Annotated in this window: 13 protein-coding genes and 1 pseudogene; 9 read left to right on the forward strand and 5 right to left on the reverse strand. The window is 60.5% G+C overall.

Annotated elements, in window-relative coordinates; genetic code table 11:
- The coding region (prpB, locus tag D8U61_RS13780) for a methylisocitrate lyase (protein ID WP_130927121.1) at positions 1–812 on the reverse strand (812 nt) is incomplete at its 3' end.
- Complete coding sequence (locus tag D8U61_RS13785) at positions 809–1,531, reverse strand: GntR family transcriptional regulator (protein WP_177180867.1); 723 nt, start codon at positions 1,529–1,531, stop codon at positions 809–811. The genes D8U61_RS13785 and prpB, both read right to left, overlap by 4 nt.
- A gap of 404 nt (positions 1,532–1,935) precedes the next feature.
- On the opposite strand from D8U61_RS13785, the gene D8U61_RS13790 reads away from it, so the two are divergent.
- From D8U61_RS13790 to pabB, 4 genes are all read left to right on the forward strand, one after another.
- Positions 1,936–2,472: an ATP-dependent zinc protease gene (locus D8U61_RS13790; RefSeq protein WP_041479149.1), complete on the forward strand. Its 537-nt coding sequence runs from the start codon at positions 1,936–1,938 to the stop codon at positions 2,470–2,472.
- Between the two features lie 5 nt (positions 2,473–2,477).
- Positions 2,478–4,013, forward strand: coding sequence for an inactive transglutaminase family protein (locus tag D8U61_RS13795; RefSeq protein WP_024012295.1), 1,536 nt, complete (start codon positions 2,478–2,480; stop codon positions 4,011–4,013).
- Positions 4,013–4,999: an alpha-L-glutamate ligase-like protein gene (locus D8U61_RS13800; RefSeq protein WP_016773817.1), complete on the forward strand. Its 987-nt coding sequence runs from the start codon at positions 4,013–4,015 to the stop codon at positions 4,997–4,999. Before D8U61_RS13795 ends, D8U61_RS13800 begins: the two co-directional genes overlap by 1 nt.
- Before the next feature lie 248 nt (positions 5,000–5,247).
- Positions 5,248–6,591 carry an aminodeoxychorismate synthase component I gene (gene pabB, locus D8U61_RS13805; RefSeq protein ID WP_130901657.1) on the forward strand — a complete coding sequence of 448 codons (1,344 nt, stop codon included), beginning with the start codon at positions 5,248–5,250 and terminating at the stop codon, positions 6,589–6,591.
- Positions 6,592–6,774: 183 nt separating this feature from the next.
- Here the strand turns inward: pabB and thrH are convergent, their stop codons facing one another.
- Positions 6,775–7,392, reverse strand: a complete 618-nt coding sequence (gene thrH / locus D8U61_RS13810; RefSeq protein WP_016773816.1) for a bifunctional phosphoserine phosphatase/homoserine phosphotransferase ThrH — start codon at positions 7,390–7,392, stop codon at positions 6,775–6,777.
- A gap of 165 nt (positions 7,393–7,557) precedes the next feature.
- Here thrH and D8U61_RS13815 point away from each other — a divergent pair, with 165 nt between their 5' ends.
- The 3 genes from D8U61_RS13815 to D8U61_RS13830 all read left to right on the forward strand — a co-directional run bounded on the left by D8U61_RS13815 (position 7,558) and on the right by D8U61_RS13830 (position 11,196).
- On the forward strand, positions 7,558–8,298 hold the full coding sequence (locus D8U61_RS13815; RefSeq protein WP_122611940.1) for a phosphoadenylyl-sulfate reductase: 741 nt from the start codon (positions 7,558–7,560) through the stop codon (positions 8,296–8,298).
- A 576-nt stretch (positions 8,299–8,874) separates the two neighbouring features.
- Entirely contained in the window at positions 8,875–10,413 is a 1,539-nt protein-coding gene (locus tag D8U61_RS13825; RefSeq protein ID WP_130927118.1) for an NCS1 family nucleobase:cation symporter-1, read from the forward strand.
- A 54-nt stretch (positions 10,414–10,467) separates the two neighbouring features.
- On the forward strand, positions 10,468–11,196 hold the full coding sequence (locus D8U61_RS13830) for an aspartate/glutamate racemase family protein (protein WP_042608464.1): 729 nt from the start codon (positions 10,468–10,470) through the stop codon (positions 11,194–11,196).
- Positions 11,197–11,327: 131 nt separating this feature from the next.
- Here the strand turns inward: D8U61_RS13830 and D8U61_RS13835 are convergent, their stop codons facing one another.
- Entirely contained in the window at positions 11,328–12,251 is a 924-nt protein-coding gene (locus D8U61_RS13835; RefSeq protein ID WP_130927119.1) for a LysR family transcriptional regulator, read from the reverse strand.
- A 125-nt stretch (positions 12,252–12,376) separates the two neighbouring features.
- On the opposite strand from D8U61_RS13835, the gene D8U61_RS13840 reads away from it, so the two are divergent.
- On the forward strand, positions 12,377–13,123 hold the full coding sequence (locus D8U61_RS13840) for a 3-oxoacyl-ACP reductase family protein (protein ID WP_016773811.1): 747 nt from the start codon (positions 12,377–12,379) through the stop codon (positions 13,121–13,123).
- Positions 13,124–13,185: 62 nt separating this feature from the next.
- Here the strand turns inward: D8U61_RS13840 and D8U61_RS13845 are convergent, their stop codons facing one another.
- Entirely contained in the window at positions 13,186–13,881 is a 696-nt protein-coding gene (locus D8U61_RS13845; RefSeq protein ID WP_130927120.1) for an HAD-IA family hydrolase, read from the reverse strand.
- Positions 13,882–14,120: 239 nt separating this feature from the next.
- Here D8U61_RS13845 and D8U61_RS13850 point away from each other — a divergent pair.
- A pseudogene (locus tag D8U61_RS13850) lies at positions 14,121–15,480 on the forward strand (type IV secretion protein Rhs); the annotation flags it as partial.

The following is a 15,480-nucleotide window of genomic DNA, read 5'->3' on the forward strand; positions in this document are numbered from 1 at the left end:
GTCTGCATGGTGTCGATGACATTCTGTTGCGTGCCATCGCGGCGGATCGCGGTGTAGACGTTTTCCGCTGCCTTGTTCATCGCGCGGAACGCCGACAGCGGGTAAAGCACCAGCGAGACGTCAGCGCCGGCCAGTTGTTCGGTGGTGTACAGCGGCGTTGCGCCGAACTCGGTGATGTTGGCCAGGATCGGTGCTTTCACACGGTTGGCAAACAGCTTGTACATGTCCAGTTCGGTAATCGCTTCCGGGAAGATCATGTCGGCGCCCGCCTCGATGCACGCTGCCGCGCGATCAAGTGCCGATTCCAGACCTTCCACTGCCAGTGCGTCGGTACGCGCCATGATCACGAAGCTGTCATCGGTACGGGCATCGACGGCGGCTTTGATGCGATCGACCATTTCCTGCTGGCTGACGATTTCTTTATTGGGGCGATGGCCGCAGCGCTTGGCGCCAACCTGGTCCTCGATGTGAATCGCCGCCGCGCCGAACTTGATCATCGACTTGACCGTGCGCGCGACGTTGAAGGCCGACGAGCCAAAACCGGTGTCAACATCCACCAGTAGCGGCAGGTCGCAGACATCGGTGATCCGCCGCACGTCGGTCAGCACGTCGTCCAGCCCGGTGATGCCCAGGTCCGGCACGCCCAGCGAGCCTGCGGCCACGCCGCCGCCGGACAGGTAGATCGCCTTGAAACCGGCGCGCTTGGCCAGCAGCGCGTGGTTGGCGTTGATCGCGCCGACCACTTGCAAAGGATGCTCGCTGGCGACCGCATCGCGGAAGCGCTGGCCCGGCGTGTTCAGGTTGGAAGTCATGCATCACCTCGTTCAGTGGCTGTCTTGTTGTGGGCGCCGTCCTCGTAGTGACGGGCGATGTTGCGTTTCGAGGCGCCGATGTGGCGGCGCATCAACAATTCCGCGAGCTCGCCGTCACGGTCGGCGATGGCATCGAGAATGCGGTGGTGTTCGGCGAAGGCCTGGTGCGGGCGGTTCGGCGTGGTGGAAAACTGGATGCGGTACATGCGCACCAGTTGATACAGCTCGCCGCAGAGCATCTGCGTCAGCGTGCGATTGCCGCTACCCTGGATGATCCGGTAATGAAAGTCGAAGTCGCCTTCCTGCTGGTAGTAACCGACGCCGGCCTGAAACGCCGCATCGCGCTCGTGGGTTTCCAGCACCCGGCGCAGTTCGTCGATCTCCTCGACGCTCATGCGCTCGGCAGCGAGGCGGCAGGCCATGCCTTCGAGGGATTCACGGATTTCGTAGAGTTCGATCAATTCGGCATGGCTGAGCGAGACCACCCGCGCACCGACGTGCGGCACGCGCACCAGCAAGCGCTGGCCTTCCAGACGATGGATCGCCTCACGCAGCGGACCCCGACTGATGCCATAGGTGCGCGCCAGCTCCGGTTCGGAGATCTTGCTGCCCGGGGCGATTTCGCCTTTGACGATAGCCGCCTGAATGCGCCGGAAGACGTTTTCCGACAGCGTCTCGGAATCGTCGCCGCTGATGACCGGGGGATCGAGTTGATCCAGCATGATTGTCGACACCTTTAAATCCAATGCGGCAAAAACTAGCCAATAAGACCGCATCAGTCAAAGGATAAATAGGTATTGTCGACAATCGTCTAATAACCGCAGCCAATCGATCATCTATTAATGTTGGAGCGAGCTTGCTCGCGAAGGCGGCACATCAGCCGGCTTCTACATCGAATGACACAGCGCTTTCGCGAGCAGGCTCGCTCCCACAAGAGTGGCATCCCTTGCAGCTCATGGGTCGGCGCAAGCGCTGGCGCCATAAAACCACCGTGCTAGAATGCCGCCCGCATTTGCGGGTCTTTAGTACGGCTTGCCATAAAAAGCTGCCAGGCACACGCGGGGGCTTGCGCACGGTTGCGCGGGCACCTGAACCGATAACGGAACGCTGCGCACCAGGATTTATGAGACTCAAGCCTTTCCCCACCTTTTTTGCTCTGTTTTGCCTGCCCGGCCTCGCCGCCGCGGGGGAAAAAACCGTGTACGGCCTCAACGAATACGCTTCGCTTGACGGCATCAATCTCGAAGTTGCGGCCAAACTCGATACCGGGGCGAAAACCGCCTCGCTGAGTGCCCGCGACATCAAACGCTTCAAACGCAACGGTGAATCCTGGGTACGTTTCTACCTGGCCATCGACACCGCGCATTCGCACCCCATCGAACGGCCGCTGGCGCGGGTCAGCAAGATCAAGCGCCGCGCCGGCGACTACGATCCGGAAGAAGGCAAGCAGTACACCGCCCGTCCGGTTATCGAGCTGGATATCTGCATGGGTTCGGCATTGCGCAGCATCGAAGTGAACCTCACCGACCGAAGTGCGTTCCAATACCCGCTTTTGATCGGCTCCGAGGCGCTGAAACGCTTCGACGCGCTGGTCGACCCCAGTCTTAAATACGCTGCCGGCAAACCTGCCTGCACCATCGCCGCTCACACCGCCGAGTAATTTCCATGCGTTCTCTAACCTTCCACCTGAAAATCCTGATCGCCGTGCTGGTGCTGCTGGGCGTTTCGGTTACGGCCTATCAGATTTTCGTGCTCGGCATCCCGGTGACCGAAGACGCCACCGACGACCTGTGGAACATCGACGCCAAGGTCGAGTTCGTCGCCAGCACCAAGGATCCGGTGAAGATCCAGATGTTCGTGCCGCCGTTGAGCCGCGATTACGTGAGCCTCAACGAAAGCTTCATCTCCAATAACTACGGCGTCGCGGTCAACCGCATCGACGGCAACCGCAAGGTGACCTGGTCGGCCCGTCGCGCCAAGGGCAACCAGACCTTGTATTACCGTCTGGTGCTGACCAAGCGCTACACCGCGGAAAAATCCAAGGTCAAAGGCCCGACCTTCCGTGACAGCATGGTCATCGAAGGCCCGGAAAAAATCGCCGCCGAAGCCCTGCTCGCGCCGATCCGCCAACATTCGGCCGACGTCGAAACCTTCATTGGCGAGGCGATCAAGCGCGTCAACAACGTCAACGACGACAACGTCAAATTGCTGCTGGCCGGCGATCCGTCGACTTCGCACAAAGCCAAGATCGTCGAACTGCTGCTGTCGATTGCCCACGTTCCGGTAGAAAAAGTCCACACCATCCGCCTCGTCGCCGATCAGCCACAAACACCCGAACTGTGGCTGCGCAGCTTCAACGGCAACGACTGGCTGTACTTCAATCCGGAAACCGGTGAGCAAGGCCTGCCGACCGACCGCCTGCTGTGGTGGACCGGCGATGAAAACCTGATCACCGTCGACGGCGGCAAGAAAGCCAACGTGACCTTCAGCCTGAACAACAGCGAGATGAACGCGATTCGTCTGGCCAAGCTGACCGACGAAAACACTGACGCCAATTTCCTCGATTACTCGCTGTACGGCTTGCCGCTGCAGACCCAGCAGACCTTCATGATCATGGTGATGATCCCGATCGGCGTGCTGGTGATCCTGATCCTGCGCAACCTCGTCGGCCTGCAGACCCTGGGCACATTCACCCCGGTGCTGATCGCCCTCGCCTTCCGCGAAACGCAACTGGGCTTCGGCATTCTGCTGTTCACGGTGATCACCGCGCTGGGCCTGTCGCTGCGCTCGTATCTCGAACATCTGAAGCTGCAAATGCTGCCGCGCCTGTCGGTGGTGCTGACGTTCGTGGTGGTGTTGATTGCGGCGATCAGTCTGTTCAGCCACAAACTGGGGCTTGAGCGTGGCTTGTCGGTGGCGCTGTTCCCGATGGTGATTCTGACCATGACCATCGAGCGTCTGTCGATTACCTGGGAAGAACGCGGCGCCAACCATGCGCTGAAAGTCGCCATCGGCACGCTGTTCGCCGCCTCCCTGGCGCACCTGATCATGACCGTGCCGGAGCTGGTGTACTTCGTGTTTACCTTCCCGGCGATCCTGCTGATTCTGGTCGGTTTCATGCTGGCGATGGGTCGCTATCGCGGCTACCGCCTGACCGAACTGGTGCGTTTCAAGGCCTTCCTGAAGAAGGCTGACGCCTGATGTTCGGTTTCTGGAAGACCTGGAAGGCCCTCGAGGCGCGCGGCATCATGGGCATCAACCGCCGAAACGCGGACTACGTGCTCAAGTACAACAAGCGCAGCCTGTACCCGATCGTCGATGACAAGATCCTCACCAAGGAACGCGCCATCGCCGCCGGCATTCACGTGCCGGAGCTGTACGGGGTGATCTCCACCGAGAAGGAAATCGACAAGCTCGACGAGATCATCGGCGGGCGCAGCGACTTCGTGATCAAACCGGCGCAGGGCGCGGGTGGCGACGGCATCATCGTCATCGCCGACCGCTTCGAAGGCCGTTATCGCACGGTGTCGGGCAAGATCCTCGCCCACGAAGAGCTCGAACATCACATCTCCAGCATCCTCACCGGCCTGTACTCGCTGGGCGGCCACCGCGACCGCGCACTGATCGAATACCGTGTGACCCCGGACCAGATCTTCAAGAGCATCAGCTACGAAGGCGTGCCGGACATCCGCATCATCGTGCTGATGGGTTACCCGGTGATGGCGATGTTGCGTCTGCCGACCCGCCAGTCCGGCGGCAAGGCCAACCTGCACCAGGGCGCCATTGGCGTTGGTGTGGATCTGGCCACCGGTTTGACCCTGCGCGGCACCTGGCTGAACAACATCATCACCAAACACCCCGACACCACCAACGCGGTGGATGGCGTGCAACTGCCCTATTGGGACGGTTTCATGAAACTCGCCGCCGGCTGCTATGAGCTGTGCGGGCTGGGTTATATCGGTGTGGACATGGTGCTCGATCAGGAAAAAGGCCCGCTGATTCTCGAACTGAATGCGCGGCCGGGGCTGAACATTCAGATCGCCAACGATTGCGGCCTGACCTTGCGCACTCACGCGGTTGAAGCGCGGCTGGAAGAGCTGAAGGCGCGGGGCGTTAAGGAATCGGTAGAAGAGCGGGTGGCGTTTACTCAGGAGATGTTTGGGCATATTCCTGCGGTCGAGGGCTAAAAGCTGAAAAGCCCCTCACCCTAGCCCTCTCCCGGAGGGAGAGGGGACTGACCGTGGTGGATGCGAGAGCTGCGCCGACCTGAAATACCCGGTCGAACTCCGGCCTTGAAAAGCATGAAGATCGGCTCCCTTTCCCCCTCGCCCCCTTGGGGGAGAGGGCTGGGGTGAGGGGGAGGCTTTTGACTTTGATCTGGCAGCGCAGAGGACTACAATCCCCACCCCGCCTCAACGGCCGATCTGCCCCGCCCATGTTGACCTGCTCCGTACACCCACTGCCCTACCGCGCCAATCCGGCCGACTATTTCGCGGCCATTCGCAACGCACCCGGCGCCGTGCTGCTCGACAGCGGCCGGCCGAGCGCTGAACGCGGCCGTTATGACTTGCTCAGCGCCTGGCCGCTGGAACAACTGGCGGTGTTGCCGGACGAGAGCGGCGCGTATTTCCTCCAGCGCCTGCGTGACCACCTCAGCCGCTTGGGCGAAGCTCAGTTGCCTGCCGGGTATGAATTACCATTCGCCGGCGGGCTGATCGGCTATCTGAGCTACGACTTCGGCCGGCATCTGGAGAACCTGCCGAGTCAGGCGCTGGATGACCTGCAACTGCCCGATGCGCGTTTTGGCCTGTACGACTGGGCGCTGATCAGCGATCACCACGGGCAAACCAGCCAATTGGTCTTTCATCCATCGCTTGTCGACAGTGAACGGCAGCGATTGGTCGCGCTGTTCACTCAGCCTCAAGTTGACGCGCTGGCGCCTTTCAAACTGAACGCCCCGATGGCCGCTGATCTCTCGGCCGACGATTACCGTCAGGCCTTCGAACGCATTCAGGACTACATCCAGGCTGGCGACTGCTATCAGGTCAACTTCGCGCAACGCTTTCGTGCTGAATGCCAGGGCGATCCGTGGCTGGCTTACTGCGCTTTACGTCAGGCCTGCCCGACGCCGTTCTCCGGGTTCCAGAGCCTGCCCGACGGCGGCGCGGTGCTGAGCCTGTCACCGGAACGTTTCGTCAGAGTCAGCCAGCGCCAAGTCGAAACCCGTCCGATCAAGGGCACCCGCCCCCGTGGCGTCACCCCAGCCGAGGACGCCGCCAACGCCGCCGAACTGCTGGCCAGCCCCAAGGATCGCGCGGAAAACCTGATGATCGTCGACCTGCTGCGCAACGACCTCGGGCGCACCTGCCGCATCGGCTCGGTGCGGGTGCCGGAGTTGTTCAGTCTGGAGAGCTATCCGAACGTGCATCACCTGGTCAGCAGCGTGACCGGTGAACTGGCGACGGATCGTGATGCGCTGGACCTGATCGCCGGCAGTTTCCCCGGCGGCTCGATCACCGGCGCACCGAAGATTCGGGCGATGCAGATCATCGACGAGCTGGAACCGACCCGGCGCGGTCTGTATTGCGGCTCGTTGCTGTATCTGGACGTGCGCGGCGAGATGGACAGCTCCATCGCCATCCGCAGTCTGCTGGTCAAGGATGGTCAGGTGTGCTGCTGGGGCGGCGGCGGGATCGTCGCTGATTCGGACTGGCAGGCGGAGTATCAGGAGTCGATGACCAAAGTGCGGATCCTGCTCGATACCCTGCAGAACCTCTGAAGCATCGCGAGCAGCCTCCCACACCGATCGTTCCCACGCTCCTGCGTGGGAATGCAGCCCGGGACGCTCGGCGTCCCTTTCAGAAGCCGAACGCGGAGCGTCCGATGAGGCATTCCCACGCAGAGCGTGGGAACGATCATCGTGTGGGAGCGAGCCTGCTCGCGAAGACGCCCTTCCAGACGTCTACAAACTCAACTCTCTATTAGAGGCCTTGAGAAATTCCTGCTTGAGCTCTTCAAACGTATGCACCGCCGGGAACTGCGGAAACTCGCGAATCACGTTGTCCGGCGCGTGAAACAGAATCCCCGCATCCGCCTCGCCGAGCATGGTCGTGTCGTTGTACGAATCACCCGCCGCGATCACCCGGTAGTACAGGCTCTTGAACGCCAGCACCGACTGACGCTTGGGATCTTTCTGGCGCAGTTGATAGCCAGTCACCCGACCGCTTTCGTCAGTGATCAAGCGGTGGCAAAGCAGAGTCGGGAAGCCCAGCTGGCGCATCAGTGGCTGTGAAAACTCATAAAAGGTATCCGAGAGAATCACCACCTGGAAACGCTCGCGCAGCCAGTTGACGAACTCCACCGCACCGTCCAGCGGTTTCAGCGTGGCGATGACTTCCTGAATATCCGAGAGTTTGAGGCCGTGCTCATCGAGGATGCGCAAACGCTGCTTCATCAATACGTCGTAATCGGGAATGTCCCGGGTGGTGGCCTTGAGGGAGTCGATTCCGGTTTTTTCGGCGAAGGCGATCCAGATTTCCGGTACCAGTACCCCTTCAAGATCCAGGCAAGCAATTTCCACAAGACACTCCCGTTTGTAGTGATTATTTGAGTCAAGCGAGGCCGAACTCTAGCGTTTGCACCCGAGGCGCGCAACGCAGAGGACGCCCCGGGCGCGGCAGCTTTTTGTTACCATCGGCCCCCTATAGAGCGCCCGAGCGCCATTGACCTGTAGGAAGCCGCCCTGATGAGCCCATCGTTCGACGTCGTGGAACTCGCCACGACCTATGCCAACAAATCCGCCCAGGACATCCTCAAGCTCGCCTTCGCCGAGTTCGGCGATGACTTGTGGATATCCTTCAGCGGCGCCGAGGACGTGGTGCTGGTGGACATGGCGTGGAAGCTGAACAAGAACGTCAAAGTGTTCAGCCTCGACACCGGCCGCCTGCACCCGGAGACCTACCGTTTCATCGAGCAGGTGCGCGAGCATTACCAGATCGATATTGAAATTGTCTCGCCGGACTACACGAAACTCGAACCGTTCGTGAAGGAAAAAGGCCTGTTCAGTTTCTACAAGGACGGCCACGGCGAATGCTGCGGCATCCGCAAGATCGAACCGCTGCGGCGCAAGCTGTCCGACGTTAAAGCCTGGGCCACCGGCCAGCGCCGCGATCAGAGCCCGGGCACCCGCAGCGCTGTGGCGGTGCTGGAAATCGACACAGCTTTCTCGACACCGGAACGCACCCTGTACAAGTTCAACCCGCTGGCGCAGATGACCAGCGAGGAGATCTGGGGTTACATCCGCATGCTTGAGCTGCCGTACAACAGCCTGCACGAGCGCGGCTTCATCAGCATCGGCTGCGAACCCTGCACCCGCCCGGTGCTGCCGAACCAGCACGAGCGCGAAGGCCGCTGGTGGTGGGAAGAAGCCACGCAGAAAGAATGCGGCTTGCACGCGGGGAATATCATCAGCAAGAGCAAGGTTTGATCATTTGCTGAAATGAGTTCCCCTGTGGGAGCGAGCCTGCTCGCGAAAGCGCCGTTCCAGTCAACGTTTCAGTTGCCTGATCCACCGCATTCGCGAGCAGGTTCGCTCCCACATTGATAGGTGCCAGGCACACAAAAGGTGTACACAAGGTTGTCACCATCGGTGCCATTTATGGGTGCACTTTCAGTTCTGACGCCCTGAAAAGTTACACACTCCAGCAGAATCCCCACCTGCTTGCCCCTCTGCAAACTCCCTCCCCTGAAAAAAATTCCTGTCCAATCGATCAATTTATATCGCCTGTTTTTCAGCCACTTATGCCGCATTGATAACTATTCGAAATGAGCCCTGCCGCTTATAGATTGGCAACTGGCACAAATCTGGCTTTATCGCATACATGTTTTGTATACAAAACTGCAAAACATGCACACTTTCGATCCGCAAGCCTGAAGCGCCCTATCCCGTACAGGCTGCAGATGCCCCGTAACCAGTGATGTTTTCACCGCCGCGACGAAGATTTGTCGAGCCTGAGCGCTCATGCACAGTCATCGCGGGAGTGAACGTCAGGAGCCTGCCGGAATGCGTACAAGTCTTTCGAATAACATCGCGCTGAATCTGCCCTCCTCCACGCTCGATCAACCGTTGCCCGATGACGGACTGAGCGATCCGCTGCAACTGAGCCCGCGTCTGCACAACAGCGATCTGGCGCCGACCAAAGCCGAAGGCCGGCGCTGGGGCCAGTACAGCATCTTCGCCCTGTGGACGAATGATGTGCACAACATCGCCAACTACTCGTTCGCCATCGGCCTGTATGCGTTGGGCCTGGGCGGCTGGCAGATTCTGCTGTCGCTGGGGATCGGCGCGGCGCTGGTGTACTTCTTCATGAACCTGTCCGGGTACATGGGGCAGAAAACCGGGGTGCCGTTTCCGGTGATCAGCCGGATCAGTTTCGGCATTCACGGTGCGCAAATTCCTGCATTGATCAGGGCGGTTATCGCCATCGCCTGGTTCGGTATTCAGACGTATCTCGCCTCAGTGGTATTCCGCGTCTTGCTGACTGCCGTGCATCCGGGCTTCGCTGAATACGATCACAACTCGATTCTCGGCCTGTCGACTCTGGGCTGGGTGTGCTTCGTTGCCATCTGGCTGGTGCAACTGGCGATCCTTGCCTACGGCATGGAGATGGTGCGCCGTTACGAGGCATTTGCCGGGCCGGTGATTCTGCTGACCGTAGCCGCGCTCGCCGGGTGGATGTACTTCCAGGCCAACGCGACCATTGCCTGGTCGATCCGCGAGCCGCTGACCGGTGGCGAGATGTGGCGCAACATCTTTGCCGGCGGCGCGTTGTGGCTGGCGATCTACGGCACGCTGATCCTCAACTTCTGCGATTTCGCCCGTTCTTCGCCGTGCCGCAAAACCATCAAGGTGGGAAATTTCTGGGGTTTGCCGGTGAACATTCTGGTGTTCGCTGCGATTACTGTGCTGCTGTGTGGCGCGCAGTTTCAGATCAACGGGCGAATCATCGAAAGCCCGACCGAAATCATCGCCTCGATCCCCAACACATTCTTTCTGGTGCTCGGCTGCCTGGCTTTTCTGATCGTCACCGTCGCAGTGAACATCATGGCCAACTTCGTCGCCCCGGCGTTCGTCCTCAGCAACCTGGCGCCGAAGTACCTGACCTTCCGCCGCGCCGGGTTGATCAGCGCGACCATTGCCGTGCTGATCCTGCCGTGGAACCTCTACAACAGCCCGCTGGTGATCGTGTATTTCCTGTCGGGCCTCGGCGCCCTGCTCGGCCCGCTCTACGGGGTGATCATGGTCGACTACTGGCTGATCCGCAAAGGCCGCATCAACGTGCCGCAGCTCTACAGCGAAGATCCCAACGGCGCTTATTACTACAGCCGTGGCATCAATTTCCGCGCGGTGGCGGCGTTTATTCCGGCAGCGCTGATCGCCATCGTCCTGGCCCTGGTACCCGGTTTCCACAGTGTTTCGCCGTTCTCCTGGCTCATCGGTGCCGGTATCGCCGGCATGCTTTACCTGATCATCGCCAAACGCCAGACGCATTACGCCGAAGTCAGCGGCGAGTGCATCGCTGTGGATAACGTCAGCCACTGATCCCTTCGCGGCCCGGTTTTCGGGCCGCACCACTGCCCGCAATAAGGATTTTCCATGCGTATTCTCGTGGTCAACGTCAACACCACCGAATCCATCACCGACGCCATCGCCCGCTCGGCGCAGGCCGTCGCTTCACCCGGCACCGAAATCGTCGGCCTGACCCCGTACTTCGGCGCCGAATCGATTGAAGGCAATTTCGAAAGTTACCTGGCCGCCATCGCCGTGATGGACCGAGTGATGGCCTATGACCAACCCTTCGATGCGGTGATCCAGGCCGGCTACGGCGAACATGGCCGCGAAGGCTTGCAGGAATTGCTCAACGTGCCAGTGGTAGATATCACTGATGCGGCGGCCAGCACCGCGATGTTTCTCGGCCATGCCTACTCGGTGGTGACCACACTGGATCGCACCGTGCCGCTGATCGAGGATCGGCTGAAATTGTCCGGCCTGTGGGATCGCTGTGCCTCGGTGCGCGCCAGTGGTCTGGCGGTTCTGGAGCTGGAACATGAACCGCAGCGCGCACTGGAAGCGATTGTGCAGCAGGCCGAACTGGCGGTGACCCAGGACAAGGCCGAGGTGATTTGCCTGGGCTGCGGCGGCATGGCCGGACTGGACGAGCAGATCCGCCGGCGCACCGGCGTGCCGGTGGTGGATGGCGTGACAGCGGCGGTGACGATTGCCGAATCGCTGGTGCGCTTGAAGTTGTCGACGTCGAAGGTGCGCACTTATGCGACGCCACGGCCGAAGAACATTATTGGCTGGGCGCAGCGCTTTGCTCGATAGACCGAGTTATCGTTCATCGCGGGCAAGCCCGCTCCCACAGGGTTTTGTGTTCTTTGCAAGATGTGTGAGCAACTCAAAACTTGTGGGAGCGGGCTTGCCCGCGATAGCCGCAACTCGGTTTGGTGCCTGGCTCAGATAGCACTAAACCGCCGCCCCAGTCCCTGCTCAGCAAACTGTTCAATCACGAAATCCACAAACGCCCGGGTTTTGCCCGGCAACAATTTGTGCTCGGCGTAATAGATCGAAATGTTGCCGTCATCGACAAACCATTCCGGCAGCACCCGCTGTAACGTCCCTGCCTGAAGATACGCGACCGCAAACGGCATGCTCACCAGCGCAATGCCCAAACCTTGCATCGCCGTTGCACAGGCAGCCTCGGAATCACTCATGGTCATCCGCGCCCGCAACGTCAGCGGACTGTGTTGCTGATCGCGGTGAGTCAGTTGCCAGGAGCGCACGCGCCCGGTCTGCGGTGAGCGAATCAGAATGCCGTCGTGTTGCCTGAGGTCATCGGGATGGCTGATCGGCGCATGTTTTTGCAGATAGTCCTCAGATGCCACCAACACCCGATGCGCCGGTGTCAGCCTGCGCGCAACCACGCCTTGCGGCAGTTCAAAGCCGCCGCCAATCGCCGCGTCGAAGCCCTGTCCGATCAGGTCGACTTGGCGATTATCGAAATGCCAGTCCGGGTTGATCGCCGGATAACGCCGCAGAAACTCACCGAGCAGCGGCACGATATACAGACGGCCGAACACCGTGCCCATGCTGACTTTCAGCGTGCCGGCCGGTTGCCCGCCGGCACTGGCCAGATTGGCCACGGCATTCTGGATGGTGGTCAGGCTGGCGCTGACTTCACTCAAAAACAGCTGCCCCGCTTCGGTCAGGGTCAGGCTGCGTGTACTGCGCTGGAACAGCCGCACGCCAAGCCGCGCCTCCAGTTTCGCCACGCTTTTGCCGACCGCCGCCGGGGTCAGGCTCAAGCGTCGCGCGGCTTCGGCAAAGCTGCCGACTTCGGCGCTGCGCACAAAGCATTCGATACTGCTGAACGTTTCCATGATCGCCACTATAAACTTCTGGTTTACACAGACTATAGCATTCATGGTCTACCCGGTTGTCGATGCCACGCCGATACTCGGCACCAACACCAAGGCATTCCGCCTTGAACACTTGGAGATCGAACATGACCACTCAACACCTCAGCGGCAAAGTCGCTCTGATTCAAGGCGGTTCGCGCGGCATCGGCGCGGCCATCGTCAAACGTCTGGCCGCTGAAGGCGCCGCCGTCGCGTTCACTTACGTCAGCTCCGCCGCCAAAGCCGAGGAACTGCAGAACAGCATCACCGGCAACGGCGGCAAAGCCTTGGCGATCAAGGCAGACAGCGCCGATGCCGGCGCGATTCGCCACGCCGTCAGCGCCACCGTCGAAGCGTTTGGGCGCCTGGACATTCTGGTCAACAACGCCGGCGTACTGGCCATCGCGCCGCTGGAAGATTTCAAACTGGAAGATTTCGATCAGACTTTGGCCATCAACGTGCGCAGCGTGTTCATTGCTTCGCAGGAAGCAGCGAAACACATGGGCGAAGGCTCGCGGATCATCAACATCGGCAGCACCAACGCCGACCGCATGCCCTTCGGCGGTGGCGGCGTGTACGCGATGAGCAAGTCGGCACTGGTCGGCCTGACCAAAGGCCTTGCCCGCGATCTTGGCCCACGGGGCATCACTATCAACAACGTGCAACCTGGCCCGGTCGACACCGACATGAACCCGGCCCATGGCGAATTCGCCGACAGCCTGATCCCGCTGATGGCCGTCGGTCGTTACGGCACCGCCGATGAAATCGCCAGCTTCGTCGCCTACCTGGCCGGGCCGGAAGCCGGTTACATCACCGGTGCCAGCCTGACCATCGACGGTGGTTTCGGCGCCTGACAGACCGGCAAGAAAAAACGCCGCCCTTCTTTATAGGAAGGGCGGCGTTTTTGTGTGGACGGTCAAGCCAGTTCCAGCGTCGGCAAGCCAAATGCACTGGGCGTGAAATCTTCCAGCGAACGAATAATGCCGTCAGCGTGGGCATATTTTTCATCGGCCATCGCCGCGTCCGGAATAGCGATTGCGGTCATGCCCGCTGCTTTCGCGGCGGTGACGCCGAAGGGCGAATCTTCGAACACCAGACAATCCTTGGGCGCAACGCCCAAACGCCGGGCGGCGGTGAGGAAAATATCCGGCGCCGGTTTGGCCGCGCCGACTTCCGGATCGTCCGCCGTGACGATGAAATCGAACAGCGCAAACCACTCACGGTGCAAGGTGGTTTTCTGCCCGAACGACTGGCGCGACGAACTGGTGCCCACCGCGATCGGGATGTTGTGCGCTTTGAGGTGACGCACCAGCGCTTCGGCCCCCGGCATCGCCTGCGCCTTGGGGAAACGCTCGCGCATCAGCGGCTCGCGGATCTGCAGAAATTCTTCCGGAGTGATCGGTAACTCCAGCGCCTGCACCACGTATTTGGCCAGGTCATTGGCACCGCGACCAATGATGTTTTGTTTGACGCTCCAGTCGAAGGTTTTCCCGTAGCGCCCGGCAATCAGCGAGGTGACCTCGGTGTAAATGCCCTCGGTGTCGAGCAGCAAACCGTCCATATCGAAAATCACGGCCTTGATCGGGCCGAACGTCGTCAGCGGTGCATTCATCATCGGATCCGTTAACAAAGACATCCCGGGCGACAGGCAACGTGCCGCAACGCGGATCTGATTAATGGGTTCAGCAGCATAGCGAGGCCGATGGACATTGAGCAACGGGCAATGCCATCGACGCCTTTTCGCATTTAGCGAAAACTCCTACAGACACTGCCTACTTCCCCGACTTCTTTCCTTTTTGATCCCCCGCAAAGTCCGCGCTCCCGTTTTTTCACATGCGCGAGCGACTGCGAATGTTTCAACCCGATCGGCTCCTGGCCCTGAACAACAGCATCGGACTGCTGGTGGTGGCCGCCCTGAATCCCCAGCAGCCCGATTTCGAAGCGCTGATCGACGAGTTCCGCCTGTGCCTGAACAACTACGACGCCTGGGCCGAGCAGTTCTGGACCGGGACCGCGCTGGACATCGAGCAAGTGTTCAAGGTTGGCAATGACGTACAACTGAGCGCGCCGATCACCTCGCGCGCCCCCATCAGCTCATCGGTAGTCATGTGCCCGGCCAACGGGCCGCTGACCCTGGTGCATTTGTTCGAAACCGCGCGCTTCGTGCCGATCGGCGACACCCCGGTGACCCTCGAACCGCTGCTCAGCGACGTCGACGGTGTGCTGACCTTCGGCGAACCACTGCGCTACACCATCGGCCCGAGCGGGATTCTCGAGGTGACCGATTGCATGCGCGGCCAGCGCTATCGCGTCACCTTCTTTCCCGATGTTTCTACCGACCATGTCCGCGCCCTGTATGCCTCATATGAAGGCGTGATTGCCGGTCTTGAAGGCTGGCTGCGCAGCGAATGGACAGGCTTCCAACCGCAATGGACGGAGTTTTCCAGCGCCGGTTTTCTTGATCGTTACGGGCAGTTGCAACGGGCCGATTGGCGCGGTCTGGAAAAAGCTTTGAATGGCGTCTGGGATGACATTCAACAACTGTTCGCCCTGCTCGCCGATCTGCAGGAGCACAGCGCGAAGCTCCTGGAATACCTGAGCGAAGTCGAACTTGAGGCGCTGCTGGCGGCTTCCAGCGAGGCGATTGCCAACGCTTTGTTGATGCTCAGCGACGAGCCGTTGCTGTTCATTCATCTGGCCGCGTTCACCAGTTGGCTGAAGATGCTGCCGCCGCAATACCTCGCCGAGGTGGTGGCCGAAGTTCGCACCGAGTTGCTCATCAGTTTCCTGTTGATGCGCGTCGCCGGGGGTGCCGGCGTATCGCTGCGTTTGAGCAGCAAGGTCCTGGCGAAGATCAAGTCGCCACGGGCGCGGGAATGGCTGGCCGCGTCAGCCTTGCGTCTGGCTGAGCTGACTTCGACGCCGGAGCTCAAGCAGCACGCGAGCACACTGAAGCCGCTGATGTTTCATGCCCGCGAGGTGGAGCTGAAGCCGACTCCATCGATTCCGCTGAACATTCGCCAAGCCGATGAAGTTGTGTTGAGCGTGCCGAATCCGGCGCCACTCGCGCGGGACAAATCTCAAAACATGGCGCGCCTTGAGCGCCACGAGCCACACGACGACGCGCCCGACCAGGCGAAAAACCCCAACGGCGATGCCGCCGATTGCGTGCCCAAAACCTGTACCAATGGCTGCCCGGTGTCGATGGTCA

Source organism: Pseudomonas sp. Sample_14, from assembly GCF_004307515.1.
Lineage (GTDB): Bacteria > Pseudomonadota > Gammaproteobacteria > Pseudomonadales > Pseudomonadaceae > Aquipseudomonas > Aquipseudomonas atacamensis.

What these genes read in the sequence shown, in the direction of transcription:
- D8U61_RS13795 (WP_024012295.1), top strand. Translation starts at nt 2,478, where the DNA reads ATGCGTTCTCTAACCTTCCACCTGAAAATCCTGATCGCCGTGCTGGTG.
- D8U61_RS13840 (WP_016773811.1), top strand. Translation starts at nt 12,377, where the DNA reads ATGACCACTCAACACCTCAGCGGCAAAGTCGCTCTGATTCAAGGCGGT.
- D8U61_RS13835 (WP_130927119.1), bottom strand. Translation starts at nt 12,251, where the DNA reads ATGGAAACGTTCAGCAGTATCGAATGCTTTGTGCGCAGCGCCGAAGTC.
- D8U61_RS13790 (WP_041479149.1), top strand. Translation starts at nt 1,936, where the DNA reads ATGAGACTCAAGCCTTTCCCCACCTTTTTTGCTCTGTTTTGCCTGCCC.
- D8U61_RS13815 (WP_122611940.1), top strand. Translation starts at nt 7,558, where the DNA reads ATGAGCCCATCGTTCGACGTCGTGGAACTCGCCACGACCTATGCCAAC.
- D8U61_RS13845 (WP_130927120.1), bottom strand. Translation starts at nt 13,881, where the DNA reads ATGAATGCACCGCTGACGACGTTCGGCCCGATCAAGGCCGTGATTTTC.
- D8U61_RS13800 (WP_016773817.1), top strand. Translation starts at nt 4,013, where the DNA reads ATGTTCGGTTTCTGGAAGACCTGGAAGGCCCTCGAGGCGCGCGGCATC.
- pabB (WP_130901657.1), top strand. Translation starts at nt 5,248, where the DNA reads ATGTTGACCTGCTCCGTACACCCACTGCCCTACCGCGCCAATCCGGCC.
- D8U61_RS13825 (WP_130927118.1), top strand. Translation starts at nt 8,875, where the DNA reads ATGCGTACAAGTCTTTCGAATAACATCGCGCTGAATCTGCCCTCCTCC.
- D8U61_RS13830 (WP_042608464.1), top strand. Translation starts at nt 10,468, where the DNA reads ATGCGTATTCTCGTGGTCAACGTCAACACCACCGAATCCATCACCGAC.